The following is a 16,944-nucleotide window of genomic DNA, read 5'->3' on the forward strand; positions in this document are numbered from 1 at the left end:
CGTACCGGCCCCGCCCTCCCACAGCATTCCAGCAGTACCTCGACGCACGCGACTTACCCCGGCCACTGTGGTGGCGCCAAGGGAAGTGACGCCCGTCCTCAAGATTCCCGACAGAGTCGCTCAGTTGTTGACATCAACGGCGGCCGACAACGCAGGATCGGACCAGACAGGACAAGACATCAAATCGGGCTATGCCTCGACGATTGCCAGGTCAGACAGGTCGTAGCGAAACCGTCGCCGGTCCAACACATGCGCAGGCCCAGCGCATGTGACATCCAATGACGACATCAGTCTGGTTCCGCCAAAGTCTGCGCAGCCACCCGCACGCCCCTTACGGGCCTCAGCAAGTCAGGCGTGCAGCCGGTCGGCGGCCGGGGAGGCGGACTCCTTATTCCCCGAGCACCAGGCGCTCCAGCGCCTCCCGTGCCCGTGCGTCGGATTGCGCACGGGCCGCGATCGCGATCGCGAGCTCCCGCACCCACTCGTCGAGCGCCACCGGGCGCCGTGAGAGCACCACGCCGCGGACCTCGTTGCACACCTCGCCTTGAGGATGTCCGCCCGTCAGGTTGAGCACGAGGCGCCGCTCGCCGAGGAAGATCTCGACCCGCTCGACGCGGCCGTCGCGCCCGGCGAGCCGATCGGCCATGCCCCGCTTGCGCTCGACGGTGACGGAGCCCGACGGCAGCGCCTCCGAGAGTGTCCCGGTGAGCACCTGGGCGTAGACCTCCAGGTCGGCGGCGTCCCTGCGCAGCGCGGCCGTCAGCAGGTCGACGGAGTCTGCTTCCCCGCCGGCCTCGAACGGGAGGGGGTCGTGTGGCGAGGTCATCGCGGGGCCTCTCGTGGTGTGCGGTTGCTCCAAGTCTGCTGGGCCGGGCGCTCAGCCGTCCAGGCTGAGCACGATCGTCGGGCGCTCGATGACGTGGTCCTCGCGCAGCGGCCGCACGGCCGTGCCGATCGCGAAGAACTCGGTGGTGTGACCACCCCAGCGGTGGTTGTGCGCATTGAGCTGCACGCCGACAACGCCCTCCGCCTGGAGTTCCTCCGCCTCGTGCTGCATCCGCGCCATCGCCAGCTCACGGGCGTCGTACAGGGCCTGCGTGAACTGCTCGATCTCCACGTTCTTGCCGATGTTGGAGAACATCTGCCCCATCCGCTGGTGCGCGATGTGGTAAACGCAGGTGCCCATCACCATGCCCAGCGGGGCGTAGCCGGCGCGGATGAGCGTCCAGAAGTCCTGGCCGTTGAGGTCCGAGGTGAACGGCTGACCCTTGAGGTTGCGCCAGCTGCCTCCGTTGCCACCCGGCGCCGGGTGCTCGGCCTTGACAGCGGTGCCGATGGCGATGAACTCCGCGATGTCGCTGCCGAATTCACGGGCCTCGACGCTGAGCCGCACGCCGACGATGCCGTCCGCGCCCAACTGAGCCGCCTCCGCCTCCATGCGGGTCATCGCCAGCTCACGCGCGTGGTACATCGCCTGGCTGAGCGTGGTCAGCTCCTGGTTCTTGCCCCAGCGGCCCAGCTGGATGCCCACGTGGTAGATCGAGCTGCCCAGTACGAGGCCGATGGGCCGGAATCCCACCTCGCGCACCAGCAGGAACTCATTGACCGACAGGTCGCTGGTGAAGATCGAACCCGGCTTGCCCGGCTGCAGCTCGGCCAGCCGCCGCATCGCGTCGGCCGGCACGCCCTGGGCAGGTACGCCGGCAGGAGTGCCATCGTCGGGGTTGAAGACGGTCATGAACGGTTTCCCCTCATCGCGTATCGGTGGCGGGGCGGCGCATGGTCCGCCGGCGTCGTTCCGGGTCGAGCGGCATCACGGTGAGGGTGCGGGGCGGCTCCTTGCGTGCCGTGAAGCGGGCGACGGTGGTGCCCACCAGCGTCGCCTCAGCCACATGGTCCTCCTGCTCGTTGTTGCCGCTGCGCATGCAGGACTCGCCCCAGATGCGCAGGTCGCCCGCGGAGAGGATCACGCCGTCGCCGCCTCGCCGCCCGCTCTGCGCCCGCAGGTGCGCACGGGCGTCGGAGCGCACTGTCTGGACGAGTTCGCTCCAGCCGCTGACCTCGGTGTTGTTCCACGAGCGCGTCTGTGCGCGGGTGCCGTAGTCGTCGTGGCGTACGCCGATGGACATCCCGTACAGCAGCTCCACCGGGACCCATCCCGCGGTCACCAGCTTGGCGAACCCCTGGCCGTCGAGGTGGCAGGTGAACGGCTGCGGCGCCCGTACGGTCCCGGCCGCGCGCACCGCGGTCCCGATCACCTTGAACTCCAGGCAGTTGGGCTGCGCCACGAAAGGCGCAACCGTCAGCTGTGCCGCGACGACGCCGTCGCCACCCAGGGCCGAGCACTCCGCACTCATCCGGTCGAGGGCCGAGCGACGCGCCTGGTCGAGCACCTCGACGAGCGCGGCGGACGGGGCGCCACGTCCGGAGAGGGCGACACCCGCGGAGCCACCGCCGAAGGCGTAGCGCGCGCCCGCGTAAAGACAGTCGTGATAGCCCCAGTACCGGCCGCTGCGGCCCACGTGGTAGACGGCCGAGCCCATGACCTGGCCCACCGGTTCGAACCCCACGGCACGCAGGGCGGCGAATTCACCGGTGGACAGCGCCGAGGACCACGTCCCGCTGCTCCGCACCTCCGCGATGCGTGCGGCTGCCACCGGGGGCAGCCCCGCCCCCGTCCATTCCCCGCTCATGAGTTCCCGCCCATGGACAGCAACTTCCTGCTTCCGGCCCCGACCGAGGGCACATCGGCTCGAGTCTATGCCCGGCCGCCCGGGGCACACGCGGCAGGTGAGGGCGACGCACGCGAGCAGGCGGAGAAGCGGACGAAGGAGCTGTGTGAACCGGGGCTCCGTACGGGGGCAATGGCGTGATCGTCGGCTCGGCGGACGCCGAAGGGGGCCGACCTCCGTCCGCATCTGCGGAGACCATCATCGAGCGCATCAAGGAGCCATTACAGCGGCCATGGCGGGCGATGAGACCAGCACCGACCTGCCCGGTTCGACCCGCTCCGCTGCGCAGCTTCTGCCCGCACCGGCTACCCGCTGAGCACGTTGGCGAGTTGGGTGCGGGAGCTGATGCCGAGCTTGGGAAACGCCCGGTAGAGGTGGTGTCCCACCGTGCGCGGGCTCAGTAGCAGCTGGGTGGCGATCTCCCTGTTGGTCGCGCCGGTCGCGGCGAGCCGCACCACCTCGCGCTCCTGCGGACTCAGCCGCGCGATCGGCGAGTCCGCAGCGAGCGCCGGGTCGTGGTGCCCGCCCGCCGCCCGCAGCTCGGTCTGGGCCCGCCGCACCCACGGCCGAGCGCCCACCCGGTCGAAGCGCTCCAGCGCGGCGCGCAGCCGCTCGCGCGCGTCGAGCTTGCGGCGCTGCCGGCGCAGCCACTCGCCGAAGAGCAGCTCGGTGCGGGCCCGCTCGAAGCTGTCGTCGGCCGAGTGCAGGTCGAGGGCGGCAAGGTAGTGCTCCTCGGCCCGGGAATCCGGTCCGGCAAGGGCCCGGCAGCGGAGGAGCAGCGCGCCGACCGCGGGCTGCCGGAGGGCGTCCGCGCAGACCGCGAAGGCATCCGCGGGCGCCTTCGCCCGCTCCGGGCGGCCGGCCCGCACGGCTGCCTCGACCAGGTCGGGCAGCAGGTGGCGGGCCATCAGCGGGTGACCGGCCTCATCCCGCGCCGTCTCCAGCCGCTCCAGCGCCCGCTGGGTCTGCCCGGAGCCGAGGTCGAGCAGGCCCAGCGCCCACAGCGCGTCGGAGGTGCCCCGGCCGACGCCCCGCGGGCGGGTGTACTCCAGGGCCAGGTCGGCGAGTTCACGGGTGCGGTCCTCCTCGCCGCGGGCGGCGGACAGCACGGCGAGCAGGGCGCGCAGGTGGGCGACCCGGTGGTCGAGGTCGTAGTAGTCGGCGAGCCGCAGCGCCTCGGTGGCGTGCGCCCAGGCGTCGTCGCGCCGACCTAGCGCGAGCTCCACCTGGGCGAGCAGGTGCAGCGTGGTGGGCAGCCAGCCGCCGACGCCGCGGTCGCGGCAGTGCGCCACGGCGGCGGAGGCGGCCCGATGTGCGGTCGCGTGGTCGGCGAGCAGATGGCAGTAGTGCCCGGTCATCAGCCGGTCCATCAGGCTGACTTCGTCGCGGTCGCAGGCGGCCACCAGCTCGGCGAGCGGCCGCCGCGCGCCACGGACGTCGGGGGCAGCGGGGACGTCGGGGGCAGCGGGGACGTCGGCGGCGGCCGCATCCTCGTTCTCGTGCCGGGTGTCCTCCGCTTCGGCGAAGAGGTGCGCGGGCACCGCGAGGACCGGTAGACCGGGTGCGCGGGCCGCGATGCCGGTGATCAGCGCCGCGTCCCCGGTGGCGAACGCCGCGTGCAGCGCGTCCGTCAGCAGCACGGGGAGCTTGTCGGGGCGCTGCGCGGCGGTCGCGTCCGCGCCCTCGGCGAGGAGCCGGGCGGCCCTCGCCGGGCTGCCGAAGCCGAGCTCGACCACGGCCCGCACCCGGGCGAAGTCCGCCGCCATTCCAGGGTCCTGCAGCGGCTGCGGCACCTGGTCGGCGAGGGCGCCGCAGCGCTCGTCCTGTCCGGCCTCGCTGGCTCGCTGCGCCGCGCCGATCAGACGCCTCGCCCGCAGCGCCGGGTCCGCGGTCAGCTGAGCGGCCCGCTCGTAGGCAGCGGAGGCCGACGCCATCGCCTGCCGGCTGTCCGCCCACTCGGCGACCTGCTCCAGCTCCGCGGCCACCCGCTCGTCCGGCCCGGTTGCCGCCGCTGCCAGATGCCAGGCCCGGCGGTGCGCGTGCCCGACGCCGTCCAGCGTCTGCGCCAACGCCAGGTGCGCCGCGATCCGCTCCGCGAGCGGCGCGCTGCGGTAGGCGGCGAGCCGAACCAGCGGATGCCGGAAACGCAGCCCTGTGCCAGAGACGGCCAGCAGCCCGGCCCGCTCGGCGGGCGCCAGGTCGTCGACCGATCCCCCGGACCGGGCCGCCGCCGCCAGCACTGCGGCCAAGTCCCCGGTGTCGTCCGCGGCGGCCACCGCGAGGATCCGGCGGGTGGCCTCGGGCAGCCGGCGGATCCGCTCGGCGAGCGACTCCTGCAGCCGGCTCGGCAGCGCCGACGACACCTCTGGCAGAACCAGCGGCCCCAGTTGGCCGGACCGCTGCGCCGGGGTGAGCGCTGCTGACAGCTCCCGCAGCGCCAGCGGATTGCCTTGCGCCTGGTCGATGATCTGCTCGGCGACGTGCGGCGCGAGCCCGGGCAGCAGCGCCGCGGCCGCAGCCCGGTCGATGCCGGTGACGTGCAGGCTGGGCAGCGCCCGCCCGGTGCTGCCGGGCGAGTCGCCGCGGGCGGCGAAGAGCATCGCAACGCCCTCGGCGCGCAGCCTCCGGGCGGCGAAAGCCAGCACATCCACGGACGGCTGGTCCAGCCACTGCACGTCGTCGACGAGACACAGCAGGGGCGTGTCGGCGGCGGCCTCGGCCAGGACGGACAGCGCGGCGAGGGCGACGGTCAGCCGGTCCTGCACCGGCGCGTCGACGAGGCCGAAGACGGAGCGCAGCGCCTGGGCCTGCGGGGCGGGCAGCCGGTCGAGCACCTCAAGGACCGGCAGGAAGAGCTGGTGCAGCCCGCTGAAGCCCAGCTCCATCTCGGACTCGATGCCCTCCACACGCAGCACCTGCAGGCCCTTGGCGTGGGCGGCGGCGTGCTCGAGGAGCGCGGTCTTGCCGATGCCTGCCTCGCCATGCAGCAGCAGGGCGCCGCTCTCGCCACGCAGGGCGTCGGCGAGCATCAGCTCGATCCGCCGCAGCTCCTCGTCGCGTCCCTGCATCCGTCCCCGTCCCCCCGGATCCGCCAACCCGGCCACAGTCGGGCCTCGTTGATCGTCACTGTACGCGGACCGGGCGGGACGGACCGGGGACGAACTCGATGACGGCGACCGCTGCGCCTACGGCGCTTGCTCCTGCTCTGCCACCGGCGCCGACCAGATCATCCGGATCTGCGTGGTCCGGTAGCCGGCCCGGGCGAAGGCCGCCGCCATCGGGGCGTTCCCGGTGTCGGTGGTGGCGGTGATCAGGTCGGCGCCCGCCTCCGCATGGCTCCTGGTGACCTCGGCGAGCAGGTCGTCCACATAGCCGCGGCCACGGAACTCGGGCAGCACACCGAGGAATCCGACGTTCCGGGCGTAGGGCGTCGCGGAGGGGATCGCCAGTCCGGCGAGCCGCCCGTCCGGGCCGTACGCCAGCCGCCACCACTCCCGCTCGCCCGGGCAGCCGAGGTAGAACTCCAACTCCTCCCGAGCGGCCGCCTCCACACCCTTCGCGGCCACGTTCCGGCGGGTCTCGTCGTCCAGGCTGCCGACCGCGATCCGCCGGAACATCCCGAGGAACTCCTCGTCGGAGGCCGGGGCGAAGGTGAGCCGGCTGTCGCCCCCCGGTCGCGCATCGCTGCTGGTCCACTCCAGCCGCAACCGCTCCACCTCATGGCTGAGGCCGGCGGCCCGCGCGGCGGACCGACGCCAGGCCACCGCGTCCGCCGCCACCGCATCGTCGCGCCAACCGACCGGCAGCGTCAGGTTGTACAGCGGCGGCTTCGGCGCGCCCGCGGCGGCGAAAGCCTGCAGCCCGGCGGTGAGCAGCCCGGTCGCCACCCGGGCCCGGTCGCCCGCCGCGGGGTCGACGTGCAGGCAGTCCAGGGCGACCGGGTGGGCGCTGTCCGCCCGGCCCCACCACAGGGCGCGGGCCAGCAGCCGCCCGTCGCCGTCCTCGGCGACCCAGGTCCACTCCGGCCGGTACATCCCCTGCCCGAGCTCATCCCGGTAGCGGTCGGAGTCGATCCAGCCGACGGGTTCGGGGACCGTCACCGCGGCCACGCGTTCGAGATCGGCCCCGGTCGTGGGTCGAAACAGCATCAGTGCTCCTAGTGTCGGACGTAGCTGGTCAAGGTGGTGCCGGTGAGGAAGACCCGGGTGTCGCTGAGCAGCCAGTCGGCGGGGGCGAAGGGGGCGCGGAACAACGGGATGCCGCTGCCGGACACGACCGGGTAGCGCTTCAGCAAAAGTTCGTCGATCTCGCCCAGCAGCTGCCCGGCCAGGCTCGCCCCGCCACACAGCCAGATGCCCGCGCCCGGCTGCCGCTTGAGGCCGCGGACAAGTTCCACCGGGTTCCCCGACACCACCTCCACCTCGGGGTCGGTCCGGGGCAGGGTGGAGGAGAAGACGTACTGCCGCAGGTGTGGATAGGGGCTGGTGACGCCGATCCGCAGGGCGGGCTCGTAGGTGGCGCGGCCCATCAGGATCGTGTCGAAGACCTTGTTGGGCACGTCGGCCAGACCCAGTGCCTCGCGGGCGTGGGCGGGGATCGTCTCGGGGTACTCGCTGAGGATCGCGTCCTTCAGGTCACCGTCGAAGCCGGAGGAGTCGGTCTCCCCGTCCGGTCCGGCGATGAACCCGTCAAGACTGCAGCCGATGTAGTAGGTGAGCCGACGCATGGGCCGCCTTTCACTTCGCTGGGTGACCGTCGGGCGACCGACGAGGACAGCCCGAACCTAGGCCCCGGTCACCGCACCGGGCATCGGTCACGACGACCCAATGTGCCAGTCCGACTTGCCGGCCCTTCCCGCTGCCGTCGTCAGCCGTCGGCCTGGACAACTCCCGGATCGCGGCGGCGCTCCGGACGATCCGCCACCACAGTCAGCCAGACCCGCTCGGCAACGAGTGCCTGCATCGTCTTGGAGATGTGGTGCTCAACCGGTCCCACACCACGATCAGCGGGGCCTTCAGCAGTTGGTGAGCGCCGTCCACCAGGCGAATGTAGGCCGTCTCGCCCAGCGAGCGACGCTCGCCCTTGCGGCCGGTATGCCGACGCAGCCGGTAGCACAAACGGGCGGGCAGGCCCGGCCGGAAGCACAGCAGCCCGGCCACCGAGAGCCGTCCCCGGCCGCGGCCGGAGACCCTGACTCTCGGGGTGATGCCGCGTCGGCCCCAGGTGCGGCCCTTGGGCGGACGGCCGGTCACTCCCGCCTCGTCCTCGAAGCAGACGAACGCGCCGGTCGCCGCCCGGAGGGTTTTGCCTCCTGCCAGGTCGCCTCCCGCCAAGCGGTGATCGCGTCCTCGTCGCGTTGTCGGGCCGGGCGGGCATCTGCACGCTGCAGCCCATCCGGTGCAGCAGCCGGGTGACCCCGGAGACGCTGTAGGAGATGTGGAACTTCCGCCCGATCACCGTGCGTACCCTTGCCGCGGTCCACACCTGGTCGTCCACCCAGCCATGCGCGGCCGGCCCCTCGTCGAGCCACGCTGCGAGCTTGGCCTGCAGGTGGGGGCCGAGCCGGCAGCCGTAGCCGGAGGGACCTCTGGAACGCAGCGCCTCGCGTCCGTCCGTCCTCCAGGTACGGCGCCACTGGTAGACCGACTTCTCGCTCACCCGTAACTCCCGGGCAGCGCACGCGACTTCCACGCCCTCCTCGAAGAGGTCAACGGCCCGCATCCGCACCCCTTCGCGGCGCCTGCGCTGCTCGGCGGTCAGCCCGCCCCCGTCCGGATACCGCATACCTCCCGCGTACCAGCCCGGACGCATCGCGTCACCGGTCCCGACACGGATCCGGACCCCGAAACGCCGAAGTCAGTAAAAGCTGTCATTGATCGGCAGCAGCCGCCGTTGGGGGCCGGTGGCATGTCCAAGACGCTGGATCGGCCAGGCGCGTCCTCCCGCAGCAAGCCCAGTCCGGCACCCTGAAGAAGCTCACTTCCCCCCAGCCGCAGGCATCACGGTGGGCTCCGCGAAGAACTGCCAGATCGAGATCACGGCAATGACCTGGGCGATGAGGTAGGCGACCTGCAGGGAGTAGTAGCGCATCTGGGAGACGGACAGGAGGAGACCCAGACGACTCTGCCAGTAGCGGCGTTCACCGGAGAAGGTGTCGAGGTCGAGCGCGATTCCGGTGACGGTGAGGACGACCAGCATCGTCGACGTATAGAGGGCATGGTTTGCGAAGCCTTCCTGGGTGAACCAGCCGCCCAGTCCATCCAGGCCGACCGGGAACGGGCAGGCCGGGTGTCAGGGCGAAGCGGGCGCCGCGGACGCCGTTGGCCCACCAGTCGTCCCGTGGTCCTAGTGCCAGGGACGCATCGACCACCGACACCTTCGCGGGAAGCCGCTCGCCTGCCGGGGAACCGCTCACAGGCCAGTCGTGCAGCCCGTCCAACTCCGCTTCCAGGTTCTTGCGTTCGGGTCGGCTGTCGTCCAGGAGCCCTTGGTCGAGGCGGCGGAGTATTGCGTGGGTCTCCCTGTAGTTCCGGGACTTTTCCAGCAGAGTCGCTCGGGCACTGGGGCCGATGACTGTGGCCAGGGGCCGCCCGGAGGCCTCCAGGGGCTGGGCCAGAACGGCGCTGCGGGCGGGGATCGCCACCACTCCGTACAGGGCCAGCAAGTACAGAGGTATCCAGATGACCTGGACAAGTCCGTTGTTCACGTAATGGCCGTCGTCGAGGCCGACTGCGAGAGGGAAGAAGGCAAGGAACAGCAGGCGGTCCGCCCAGTCGTCCAGGGGCGACGTCGAAGATGGCACCGACGGGGCCGCTGGGGTGGCGCGCCAGGTACGGAGCACGGCGAGCACGGCGAGGCTGGTCAGGATCCACGCGTGATCGAGGATCAACTCCTGGCCGTCGGAGGCGGAGTGCACCGCTTCCCAGAGAAAGTTGAGCCGGTGGTCGGTTCCGTACTCGAGGCTTCCGCGGTCGCTGAGCCAGGTGGCACGCTGCCAGTTCTGCTCCTCCACGAGCGCGAAGCAGACAGCCGTGAACACGGTCCACACGAGGACCGCGGGCACGGCGAGGCGCAGTTGCAGAACCCGGTCCCGCCCGGGGAAGCGGCGGCTCTGCGGGAGCAGCCCCCCGTCGACGGCGAGCCGCCAGGCCACCGCGACGCAGCCGAGCAGGGTGAGCGCCATGAGACAGCAGGAGGCCGTGGTCTGAGCGGCGAGTGCGCCGCCCGACGCTTCGTAGGTGTCTGCCCAGCGTGACGGGCGCAGGCCGAACCACTGCGGCATGCTCATCGTCGCCGCTGGCGGGACGGCCAGCAGCGCACCCGCCGCCCAGAACCGCCAGGCTGGTCGGGCGAAGGAGAACAGCACGGCGACGGCCCCGAGGGCGAAGGCGTCTCCAAGGAGGATGTTCTGATCCGGCCACGACCATGCCAGGTCGTGCCTCTCCTCGTACCGAAGGATCACGTCGTCCGTATGGGCCAGCACGAAGAGAACGACGGCCGCGGGGGCCCACACGGCAAGATTGCGCAGAGTACGACGCTGGATGCCACTGGGAGCCGCGGAGCGCCGGCGATACAGGAGGACCGCGACGAGCAGCAACGCGGACAGCGTCGCCACCCACAGCAGGGCACCGAGCCGGTCGAGTCCCACGGCGATCAGACGATCGCGGTCCATGACCGAGTCGGCACGGGACGAGGCCGTGTGATGGCCGGCGGCGTGCAGGGGCAGGAGGGCGATCGGACCGACGGGGCACCACCACATGCGTGGCCAGGGCCGGTGTGCCGGGGGCGCGGTGGTGTGGCCGAGGTGTCGCAGTACCGGTTCGGTGATGGTGTCCTGTATCCAGCCGAGGACTTCGAGCAGCTTCTGGCCCGACACCTTCGCGTTGCCGCCCAGCCGGTGCTCCGACCGGTCCACGGACCGGTCGGCCTATGGCAGCCTCATCGGCTCTGTCTGGTGACCAAGCTCCATCTGTCCCAGCCCATGCCAAGAGCCCCCCGGAAGACCGAGGGCTCGGGGGCTGATGTCAACGCTGTGGCTGACACCAGTTGTTGACATCAACGGGGGCCGACAACGCAGGATCGGACCAGACAAGACAAGACGTCAAATCGGGCTATGCCTCGACGATTGCCAGGTCAGACAGGTCGTAGCGAAACCGTTGCCGTTCCATCGGAAGTCCCCCACAGCGAGCGCATAGTGTGTGATGCCGTTCCAAGGAGCCCTGACGTCACGTGGGATCACCTGCGTCGAGCGTGACATCACGGCCGCAGCACCCGATTCGTTCAGTTCACCCCAGGGGGAGTAAGAGCATGCGATCCATAAGGCCGTTCGTCACCGTCCGCCGGGAGAGGGGGGCCCGCCGCAGAACCTCCCCCGCTCTCGCCGCCGTTGCCCTCGCGTCGGCGCTGGCGCTCACCACCACCGCCTGCAACTCGGGCAACGACAAGGCGGACGGCCAGGCCTCCGCCGCTTCCTCGGCGACTGACACCGGCAGCAGCGGCGACGGCAAGATCAAGATCCCGGACGACATCAAGAACAAGCTCAAAGAGCACGGGTTCGACATCGACAAGTGGAAGCACGGGGCCTGGAAGAACTGGAACAAGGACGACTGGCTGCGCGAGGCCGACGACTTCATCAACCCGATCATCAAGGGCCTGTGGAACCCGGACCGGATGCGGAAGGCCAACGACCCGGACAAGGGCGTCGACAACAACGACCTCTCCGGCGACCAGGGGGTGACCGACCCGACGCCGGCAGCAGTGCAAGCGAAGGCCGTGGCGCCTACGTACCACGCCAACGCGGCGGCGTCCGGGAAGGTGTTCTTCGACTCCCCCGAGGGCACGATGGTCTGCTCGGCGACGGTCGTGGAGGACCCGGCCCACCCCGGCAAGTCGAACCTCGTGTGGACGGCGGGCCACTGCGTGCATGCCGGCAAGAAGGGCGGCTGGTACCGCAACATCGCGTTCGTGCCGTCGTACAACAACGCGGGCAAATCGGCCGCCCAGCTGCAGAACGCCACCAAGGAGGAGGCCGCCCCGTACGGCGTGTGGTGGGGTGACTGGGCGCAGACCTCTCAGCAGTGGATCGAGACGGGCGGCGAGACCGGCGGTGACGGTGCCTCGTACGACTACGCCGTCATCCATGTGACGCCGGAGAAGGGCGGCAACGGCAAGTCGCTGGAGGAGACGGTCGGTTCGGCACTGCCCGTCGACTTCAACGCTCCGGCCGTGCCGAAGGTTCTCAGCATCACCGCGACCGGTTACCCGGCCGCCGCGCCGTTCGACGGCCAGAAGATGTTCCAGTGCACGGACAAGCCGGGACGGCTGTCGATGAAGACCTCCGACCCGACGATGTACCGCATCGGCTGCACCATGACCGGCGGTTCGTCCGGCGGCGGCTGGGTCACGACGGGCTCGGACGGCAAGCCGGCACTGGTGTCCAACACCTCGATCGGCCCGGTGACTTCGGGCTGGCTGGCCGGACCGCGCCTGGGCGCCGTGGCCAAGGGTGTGTACGACTCGGTCAGCAAGAAGTTCGCCGGTCAGTAGAGAGCAACGGAGAGCAGGAAGTGCCGGGCGACCGGCACCCCTGCTCGTGCTGAAGGCCCGCCCCTCGGTGGGTGCTTTCCAGGGGCCGTCGCAACACGTGGTCGTGTTGATCAGGCCGCGAGCGGTTTGTGCAGGCGCTCGGCCGGGGTTTCCCAGCCGAGCGTTTTGCGTGGGCGCCCGTTGAGTTCGGCGGCGACGGCGTCCAGGTGGTCGCGGGTGTGGGCGGCAAGGTCGGTGCCCTTGGGTGACTCTGTGTTTGTCGAGCTGGTCGGGATGTCGGTGGCGAGGGTGAAGGCGCCGTGAGTGCCCGTCTTGGAGCCCTGGTTCCAGGTCAGGGACCGCATGAGGTGGGACGGCAGGGTCTGGACCGTGGTGAGCAGAGCCTCGCGGACGCTCTCGGCGCCGTGGTCGCCGGGCAGGTGCAGGAGCATGACGTGACGGGTGGCGCGTTCGGTCAGGGTGGCGATGGCCGGCTTCCCGTCCTTGCCGATGATGAGGTCGCCCTCCCGGTGTCCGGGCACGGCCCGGTCCTCGGCCTCGGCGGGCCGTTCGCTGATCATGACCATGGGGGTGGTGAACCGTGGCCGGCGCTGCTGGGCCTGGCGGCGTGGCCTGCGCCGGGCGCGGCCGGTGCGCAGGGTGCGGGCCGGTTCGCGGCGCAGTTCGCCCCGGCCCTGGACGTGGAGGGCCTGGTGGACGGTCTCGTGGACCACGTGCATCTGCGGCCGGTCGGGGACGTGTGGCCGCAGAGCCTGGCAGATCTGCTCGGGGCTCCACCGCAGATGCAGGCGGTCCTGGACGACATCGCGCAGTTCGGGTTCTGGCCGGTCTTCCCCGGCTCGGGGCAGGGGTCGGCGGGCATCGGCACGGGCCCGGGCGGCGTGCGGGCGGTACTGGCCGTTCGCCGGGTGCCGGTTGCGGCGGATCTCCCGGCTGTTGGTGGACGGGCTGCGGCCCAGCTCGGCGGCGATCGCCCGGACCGTCGCCTTCTCCCTCAGCCGGTCGGCTCTGTGGAACGGTCGGACTCGCGCAGGTACCGGGACGGATCAGAGGGCGGCACCACCGCATTGCCCGGTCGTGCCGCCCTCTGATGACGGTCGGCGTTGCGGCCGTTGCGCCACCGGCGCCCCGGTCTTCTCGTTGATGCCGACGATCCGGCACGCCTCTTTGTTGCTCAGGCCCTGCTGCATGAGCTGGGAGTATGCCTCCCGCTCACGCAACAGCCGCTTACGCCCCTGAGCCACCGTCCGGATCTCCCGGATCTTGAAGTCCATCGCATCCCCTGGACCGGGGTGTTGCGACGACCACTTAGAAGGGAAGGTGCAAGGGGACGGGCCTTCGGCGATTCTCGATTCCGCGGGAATGCAGTCCCGCGGCTCAGACGGCCTGTGCCGGGACGTACGGCGCGAGGTCCGCCGCCAGTTCCTCGTGCACCCGTGCCTTGAGCAGCGTGCCCTCCGGGGTGTGCTCCTCGGAGATCACTTCGCCCTCGTCGTGCGCGCGGGCGACCAGCTTGCCGTGGGTGTACGGCACCAAGGCCTCGACCTCGACGGACGGCCTGGGCAGCTCGTTGTCGATGAGGGCGAGCAGCTCCTGGATGCCCTTGCCGGTGCGGGCCGAGACGGCGATGGAACGCTTCTCCATCCGCATGAGCCGCTGGAGGGTCAGCGGGTCGGCCGCGTCCGCCTTGTTGATCACGACGATCTCGGGTACGTCGGTGGCGCCGACGTCCCTGATCACCTCGCGTACTGCGGCCAGCTGCTCCTCCGGCGCCGGGTGCGAGCCGTCGACCACGTGCAGGATCAGGTCGGACTCGCCGACCTCCTCCATGGTGGAGCGGAACGCCTCGACCAGGTGGTGCGGCAGGTGCCGTACAAATCCGACGGTGTCGGCCAGCGTGTACAGGCGGCCGCTTGGGGTCTCCGCCCGGCGGACGGTCGGGTCCAGGGTCGCGAACAGGGCGTTCTCGACCAGGACGCCCGCGCCTGTGAGGCGGTTGAGCAGGGAGGACTTGCCGGCGTTGGTGTAGCCGGCGATGGCGACGGACGGCACCCTGTGGCGCTTGCGCTCCTGTCGCTTGATCTCGCGGCCGGTCTTCATCTCCGCGATCTCCCGGCGCATCTTCGCCATCTTCTCGCGGATCCGTCGCCGGTCCGTCTCGATCTTGGTCTCACCGGGACCACGGGTGGCGAGGCCGCCGCCCTTGCCGCCGCCCATCTGCCGGGACAGCGACTGACCCCAGCCGCGCAGCCTCGGCAGCATGTACTGCATCTGCGCCAGCGCGACCTGCGCCTTGCCCTCACGGGACTTGGCATGCTGGGCGAAGATGTCGAGGATCAGGGCCGTACGGTCGATGACCTTGACCTTGACGACGTCTTCGAGGTGGATGAGCTGGCCCGGGCTGAGTTCACCGTCGCAGATGACAGTGTCCGCGCCCGTTTCGAGAACGATGTCCCGCAGCTCGTAGGCCTTGCCGGAGCCGATGTAGGTGGCGGCGTCGGGCTTGTCGCGGCGCTGGATCACGCCGTCGAGCACCAGCGCGCCCGCGGTCTCCGCGAGGGCGGCGAGCTCAGCGAGGGAGTTCTCCGAGTCCTGCACGGTCCCCGTGGTCCAGACGCCGACGAGCACGACGCGCTCCAGGCGGAGCTGGCGGTACTCGACCTCGGTGACGTCCTCAAGTTCGGTGGAGAGGCCCGCCACACGGCGCAGAGCCGCCCGCTCGGAGCGGTCGAACTGGTCGCCGTCCCGCTCTCCGTCGATCTCGTGGCTCCAGGCGACGTCCTCTTCCATCAGGGCATCGGCCCGAAGCCGCTCGGGGGAGGTGTGCGCGAAGCGCTCAGTGTCCTGGGAAGGGGATGAAGAGGAGGTCATTGGATCCTTACGTCGATGGGGATTCCGGTGCGGCGGTCGCGACAGCAATCACTGTGCACAACGTACGAGTACCCCGGGAGATTCCCGCGACCCGTGCCGCGCCGACCCGAAGATGGTCGCACGGCACGGCCCGTCCGGGCATCGCCTTATTCTCATCGCTTCATTTCGCGGATTTCCCAGCCTGCGCGCCGGGCGCGGCCGGCTTCCAGTCCGGGTGACCGGGCATCGGCGGGGTCTTCTCGCCGTACAGCCAGCCCTTGAAGAAGCCGCTCAGGTCGCGCCCCGAGATCTGGGAGGCGAGCCGTTCATAGTCGGCGGTGGTGGCCGTGCCGTCGCGGTGGAGGTTCACCCAGGACCGTTCCAGGCGCTCGAAGGCGGGGCGGCCGATCTCCTGGCGCAGGGCATAGAGCGCGAGCGCGGCTCCGTCGTAGACGTTCGGCCGGAAGATGCTGATCTTCTGACCGGGGTCGGGCGCCTTGGGCGCGGCCGGCGGGCCACCGGCGGCGCGCCAGCCGTCGGAGGCGGCGTATGCGGCCTTCATGCGCGTCTCCATCGGCTTGTGGCCCACCTCCTCCGCGTACAGCGCCTCGTACCACGTGGCGTGCCCTTCGTTGAGCCACAGGTCGGACCAGGTCTGAGGACTGACGCTGTCGCCGAACCACTGGTGGGACAGCTCGTGCACCATGATCGACTCGACGTACCACTTGGGGTAGGTGTGGCCGGTGAAGAGCTCTCTCTCGAAGAGAGAGAGCGTCTGTGTCTCGAGTTCGAAGCCGGTGGACGCCTGCGCCATGAGCAGGCCGTACGTCTCGAAGGGGTAGCGGCCGACCTTGCTCTCCATCCAGGCGATCTGGTCGGGGGTCTTGGCGAGCCACGGTCCGAGCTCATTGGCGTCCTTGGTGGGCACGACGTCGCGTACGGGCAGGTGGTGCGGCCCGGTGCGGTGCAGCACGGTGGAGCGGCCGATGGACACCTGGGCGAGCTCGGTGGCCATGGGGTGTCGGGTGCGATACGTCCAGGTGGTGGACGTGCCGCTGTGCTCCACGCCGGTCGGCAGGCCGTTGGCCACGGCGGTGTAGCCGTTGGGGGCGGTGATCCGGATGGTGAACAGCGCCTTGTCGGAGGGGTGGTCGTTGCACGGGAACACCAGGTGTGCGGCATCGGCCTGGTTGGCCATGGCGAGCCCGTCCTCGGTGCGTACCCAGCCGCCGTCCTGGTCCTTGGCGGCCACGGGGTCGCTGGTGTGCCGCACGGTGATCCGCGTCCAGGTGTCCCGGGGCAGCGGCCTGGCGGGCGTGACGACGAGGTCGTCACCCGCGCTGGTGAACGTGGCCGGCTCACCGTTGACCTTGACCGACTCGACCTTGCCGTGCGCGAAATCGAGGTTGAGCCGGGCCAGGTCCGTGGTCGTCCGGGCGTAGATCGTGGTGGTCGCCTGGAGCGGCTTGCTGTTGGTGCCGGGATAGGTGAAGGCGAGGTTGTACGACTGCACGTCGTATCCGGGGTTGCCGAGGTCCGGGTAGAGGCGGTCGCCGATGCCCAGGGGTGCCGGGGGCGAGCTCGCGGCCAGGAGGCAGACGGAGACGGCGGAGGCGAGCAGCGCGGTCGCCTTCAGGCGGCCGGGGGTCCGGGGAGGGCGGCGGAACCGAGCCGCGATGCCGGGACGCGGGCCGTCGGGTCGTTGGGCCTGGGAGCGCGGGGTGAGCAGCATGGATCACGGCTATCAGCGCGCGCGTGCCGGACGGCGACGACTCGCGTTCGGCCCACCCGAATGGGTAGGTCTGGGGTGCGGGTG

11 protein-coding genes and 2 pseudogenes are annotated in these 16,944 nt (G+C 70.9%); 1 reads left to right on the forward strand and 12 read right to left on the reverse strand.

Annotation, left to right across the window (positions count from 1 at the left end; all coding sequences use genetic code 11):
- Window positions 1–388: 388 nt before the first annotated feature.
- From LJ657_RS43660 to LJ657_RS43705, 9 genes and pseudogenes are all read right to left on the reverse strand, one after another.
- Window positions 389–826 (reverse strand): hypothetical protein, encoded by a 438-nt coding sequence (locus LJ657_RS43660; RefSeq protein ID WP_232655274.1) that lies wholly within the window; start codon window positions 824–826, stop codon window positions 389–391.
- Between the two features lie 51 nt (window positions 827–877).
- Window positions 878–1,738, reverse strand: a complete 861-nt coding sequence (locus LJ657_RS43665; protein ID WP_232655275.1) for a heavy metal-binding domain-containing protein — start codon at window positions 1,736–1,738, stop codon at window positions 878–880.
- A gap of 13 nt (window positions 1,739–1,751) precedes the next feature.
- Entirely contained in the window at window positions 1,752–2,693 is a 942-nt protein-coding gene (locus tag LJ657_RS43670) for a heavy metal-binding domain-containing protein (protein WP_232655276.1), read from the reverse strand.
- A 344-nt stretch (window positions 2,694–3,037) separates the two neighbouring features.
- The gene (locus LJ657_RS43675; protein ID WP_232655277.1) at window positions 3,038–5,800 is read right to left on the reverse strand and encodes an ATP-binding protein; all 2,763 of its coding nucleotides are present in this window, start codon (window positions 5,798–5,800) and stop codon (window positions 3,038–3,040) included.
- Between the two features lie 117 nt (window positions 5,801–5,917).
- Entirely contained in the window at window positions 5,918–6,880 is a 963-nt protein-coding gene (locus LJ657_RS43680; RefSeq protein ID WP_232655278.1) for a GNAT family N-acetyltransferase, read from the reverse strand.
- Window positions 6,881–6,888: 8 nt separating this feature from the next.
- On the reverse strand, window positions 6,889–7,458 hold the full coding sequence (locus LJ657_RS43685; protein ID WP_232655279.1) for a dihydrofolate reductase family protein: 570 nt from the start codon (window positions 7,456–7,458) through the stop codon (window positions 6,889–6,891).
- Between the two features lie 194 nt (window positions 7,459–7,652).
- A pseudogene (locus LJ657_RS49455) lies at window positions 7,653–8,516 on the reverse strand (IS630 family transposase); the annotation flags it as partial.
- A gap of 192 nt (window positions 8,517–8,708) precedes the next feature.
- A complete protein-coding gene (locus LJ657_RS43700; RefSeq protein ID WP_372488061.1) occupies window positions 8,709–8,987 on the reverse strand; it encodes a DUF6185 family protein in 279 nt (92 codons plus the stop codon).
- Window positions 8,872–10,647 carry a DUF6185 family protein gene (locus tag LJ657_RS43705; protein WP_232655281.1) on the reverse strand — a complete coding sequence of 592 codons (1,776 nt, stop codon included), beginning with the start codon at window positions 10,645–10,647 and terminating at the stop codon, window positions 8,872–8,874. The genes LJ657_RS43700 and LJ657_RS43705 overlap by 116 nt, the downstream gene beginning before the upstream one ends.
- 392 nt (window positions 10,648–11,039) lie before the next feature.
- Here LJ657_RS43705 and LJ657_RS43710 point away from each other — a divergent pair, with 392 nt between their 5' ends.
- Entirely contained in the window at window positions 11,040–12,278 is a 1,239-nt protein-coding gene (locus LJ657_RS43710; RefSeq protein ID WP_232655282.1) for a trypsin-like serine peptidase, read from the forward strand.
- A 110-nt stretch (window positions 12,279–12,388) separates the two neighbouring features.
- Here the strand turns inward: LJ657_RS43710 and LJ657_RS43715 are convergent.
- From LJ657_RS43715 to LJ657_RS43725, 3 genes and pseudogenes are all read right to left on the reverse strand, one after another.
- Window positions 12,389–13,552, reverse strand: a pseudogene (locus LJ657_RS43715) (IS30 family transposase).
- A 103-nt stretch (window positions 13,553–13,655) separates the two neighbouring features.
- Window positions 13,656–15,149 carry a GTPase HflX gene (hflX, locus tag LJ657_RS43720; RefSeq protein WP_232655283.1) on the reverse strand — a complete coding sequence of 498 codons (1,494 nt, stop codon included), beginning with the start codon at window positions 15,147–15,149 and terminating at the stop codon, window positions 13,656–13,658.
- 160 nt (window positions 15,150–15,309) lie between these two features.
- Window positions 15,310–16,860: a M1 family metallopeptidase gene (locus LJ657_RS43725; RefSeq protein ID WP_232655284.1), complete on the reverse strand. Its 1,551-nt coding sequence runs from the start codon at window positions 16,858–16,860 to the stop codon at window positions 15,310–15,312.
- Between the last annotated feature and the right edge of the window lie 84 nt (window positions 16,861–16,944).

This window comes from Streptomyces guryensis (assembly GCF_021261325.1).
Taxonomy (GTDB): Bacteria; Actinomycetota; Actinomycetes; order Streptomycetales; family Streptomycetaceae; genus Streptomyces; species Streptomyces guryensis.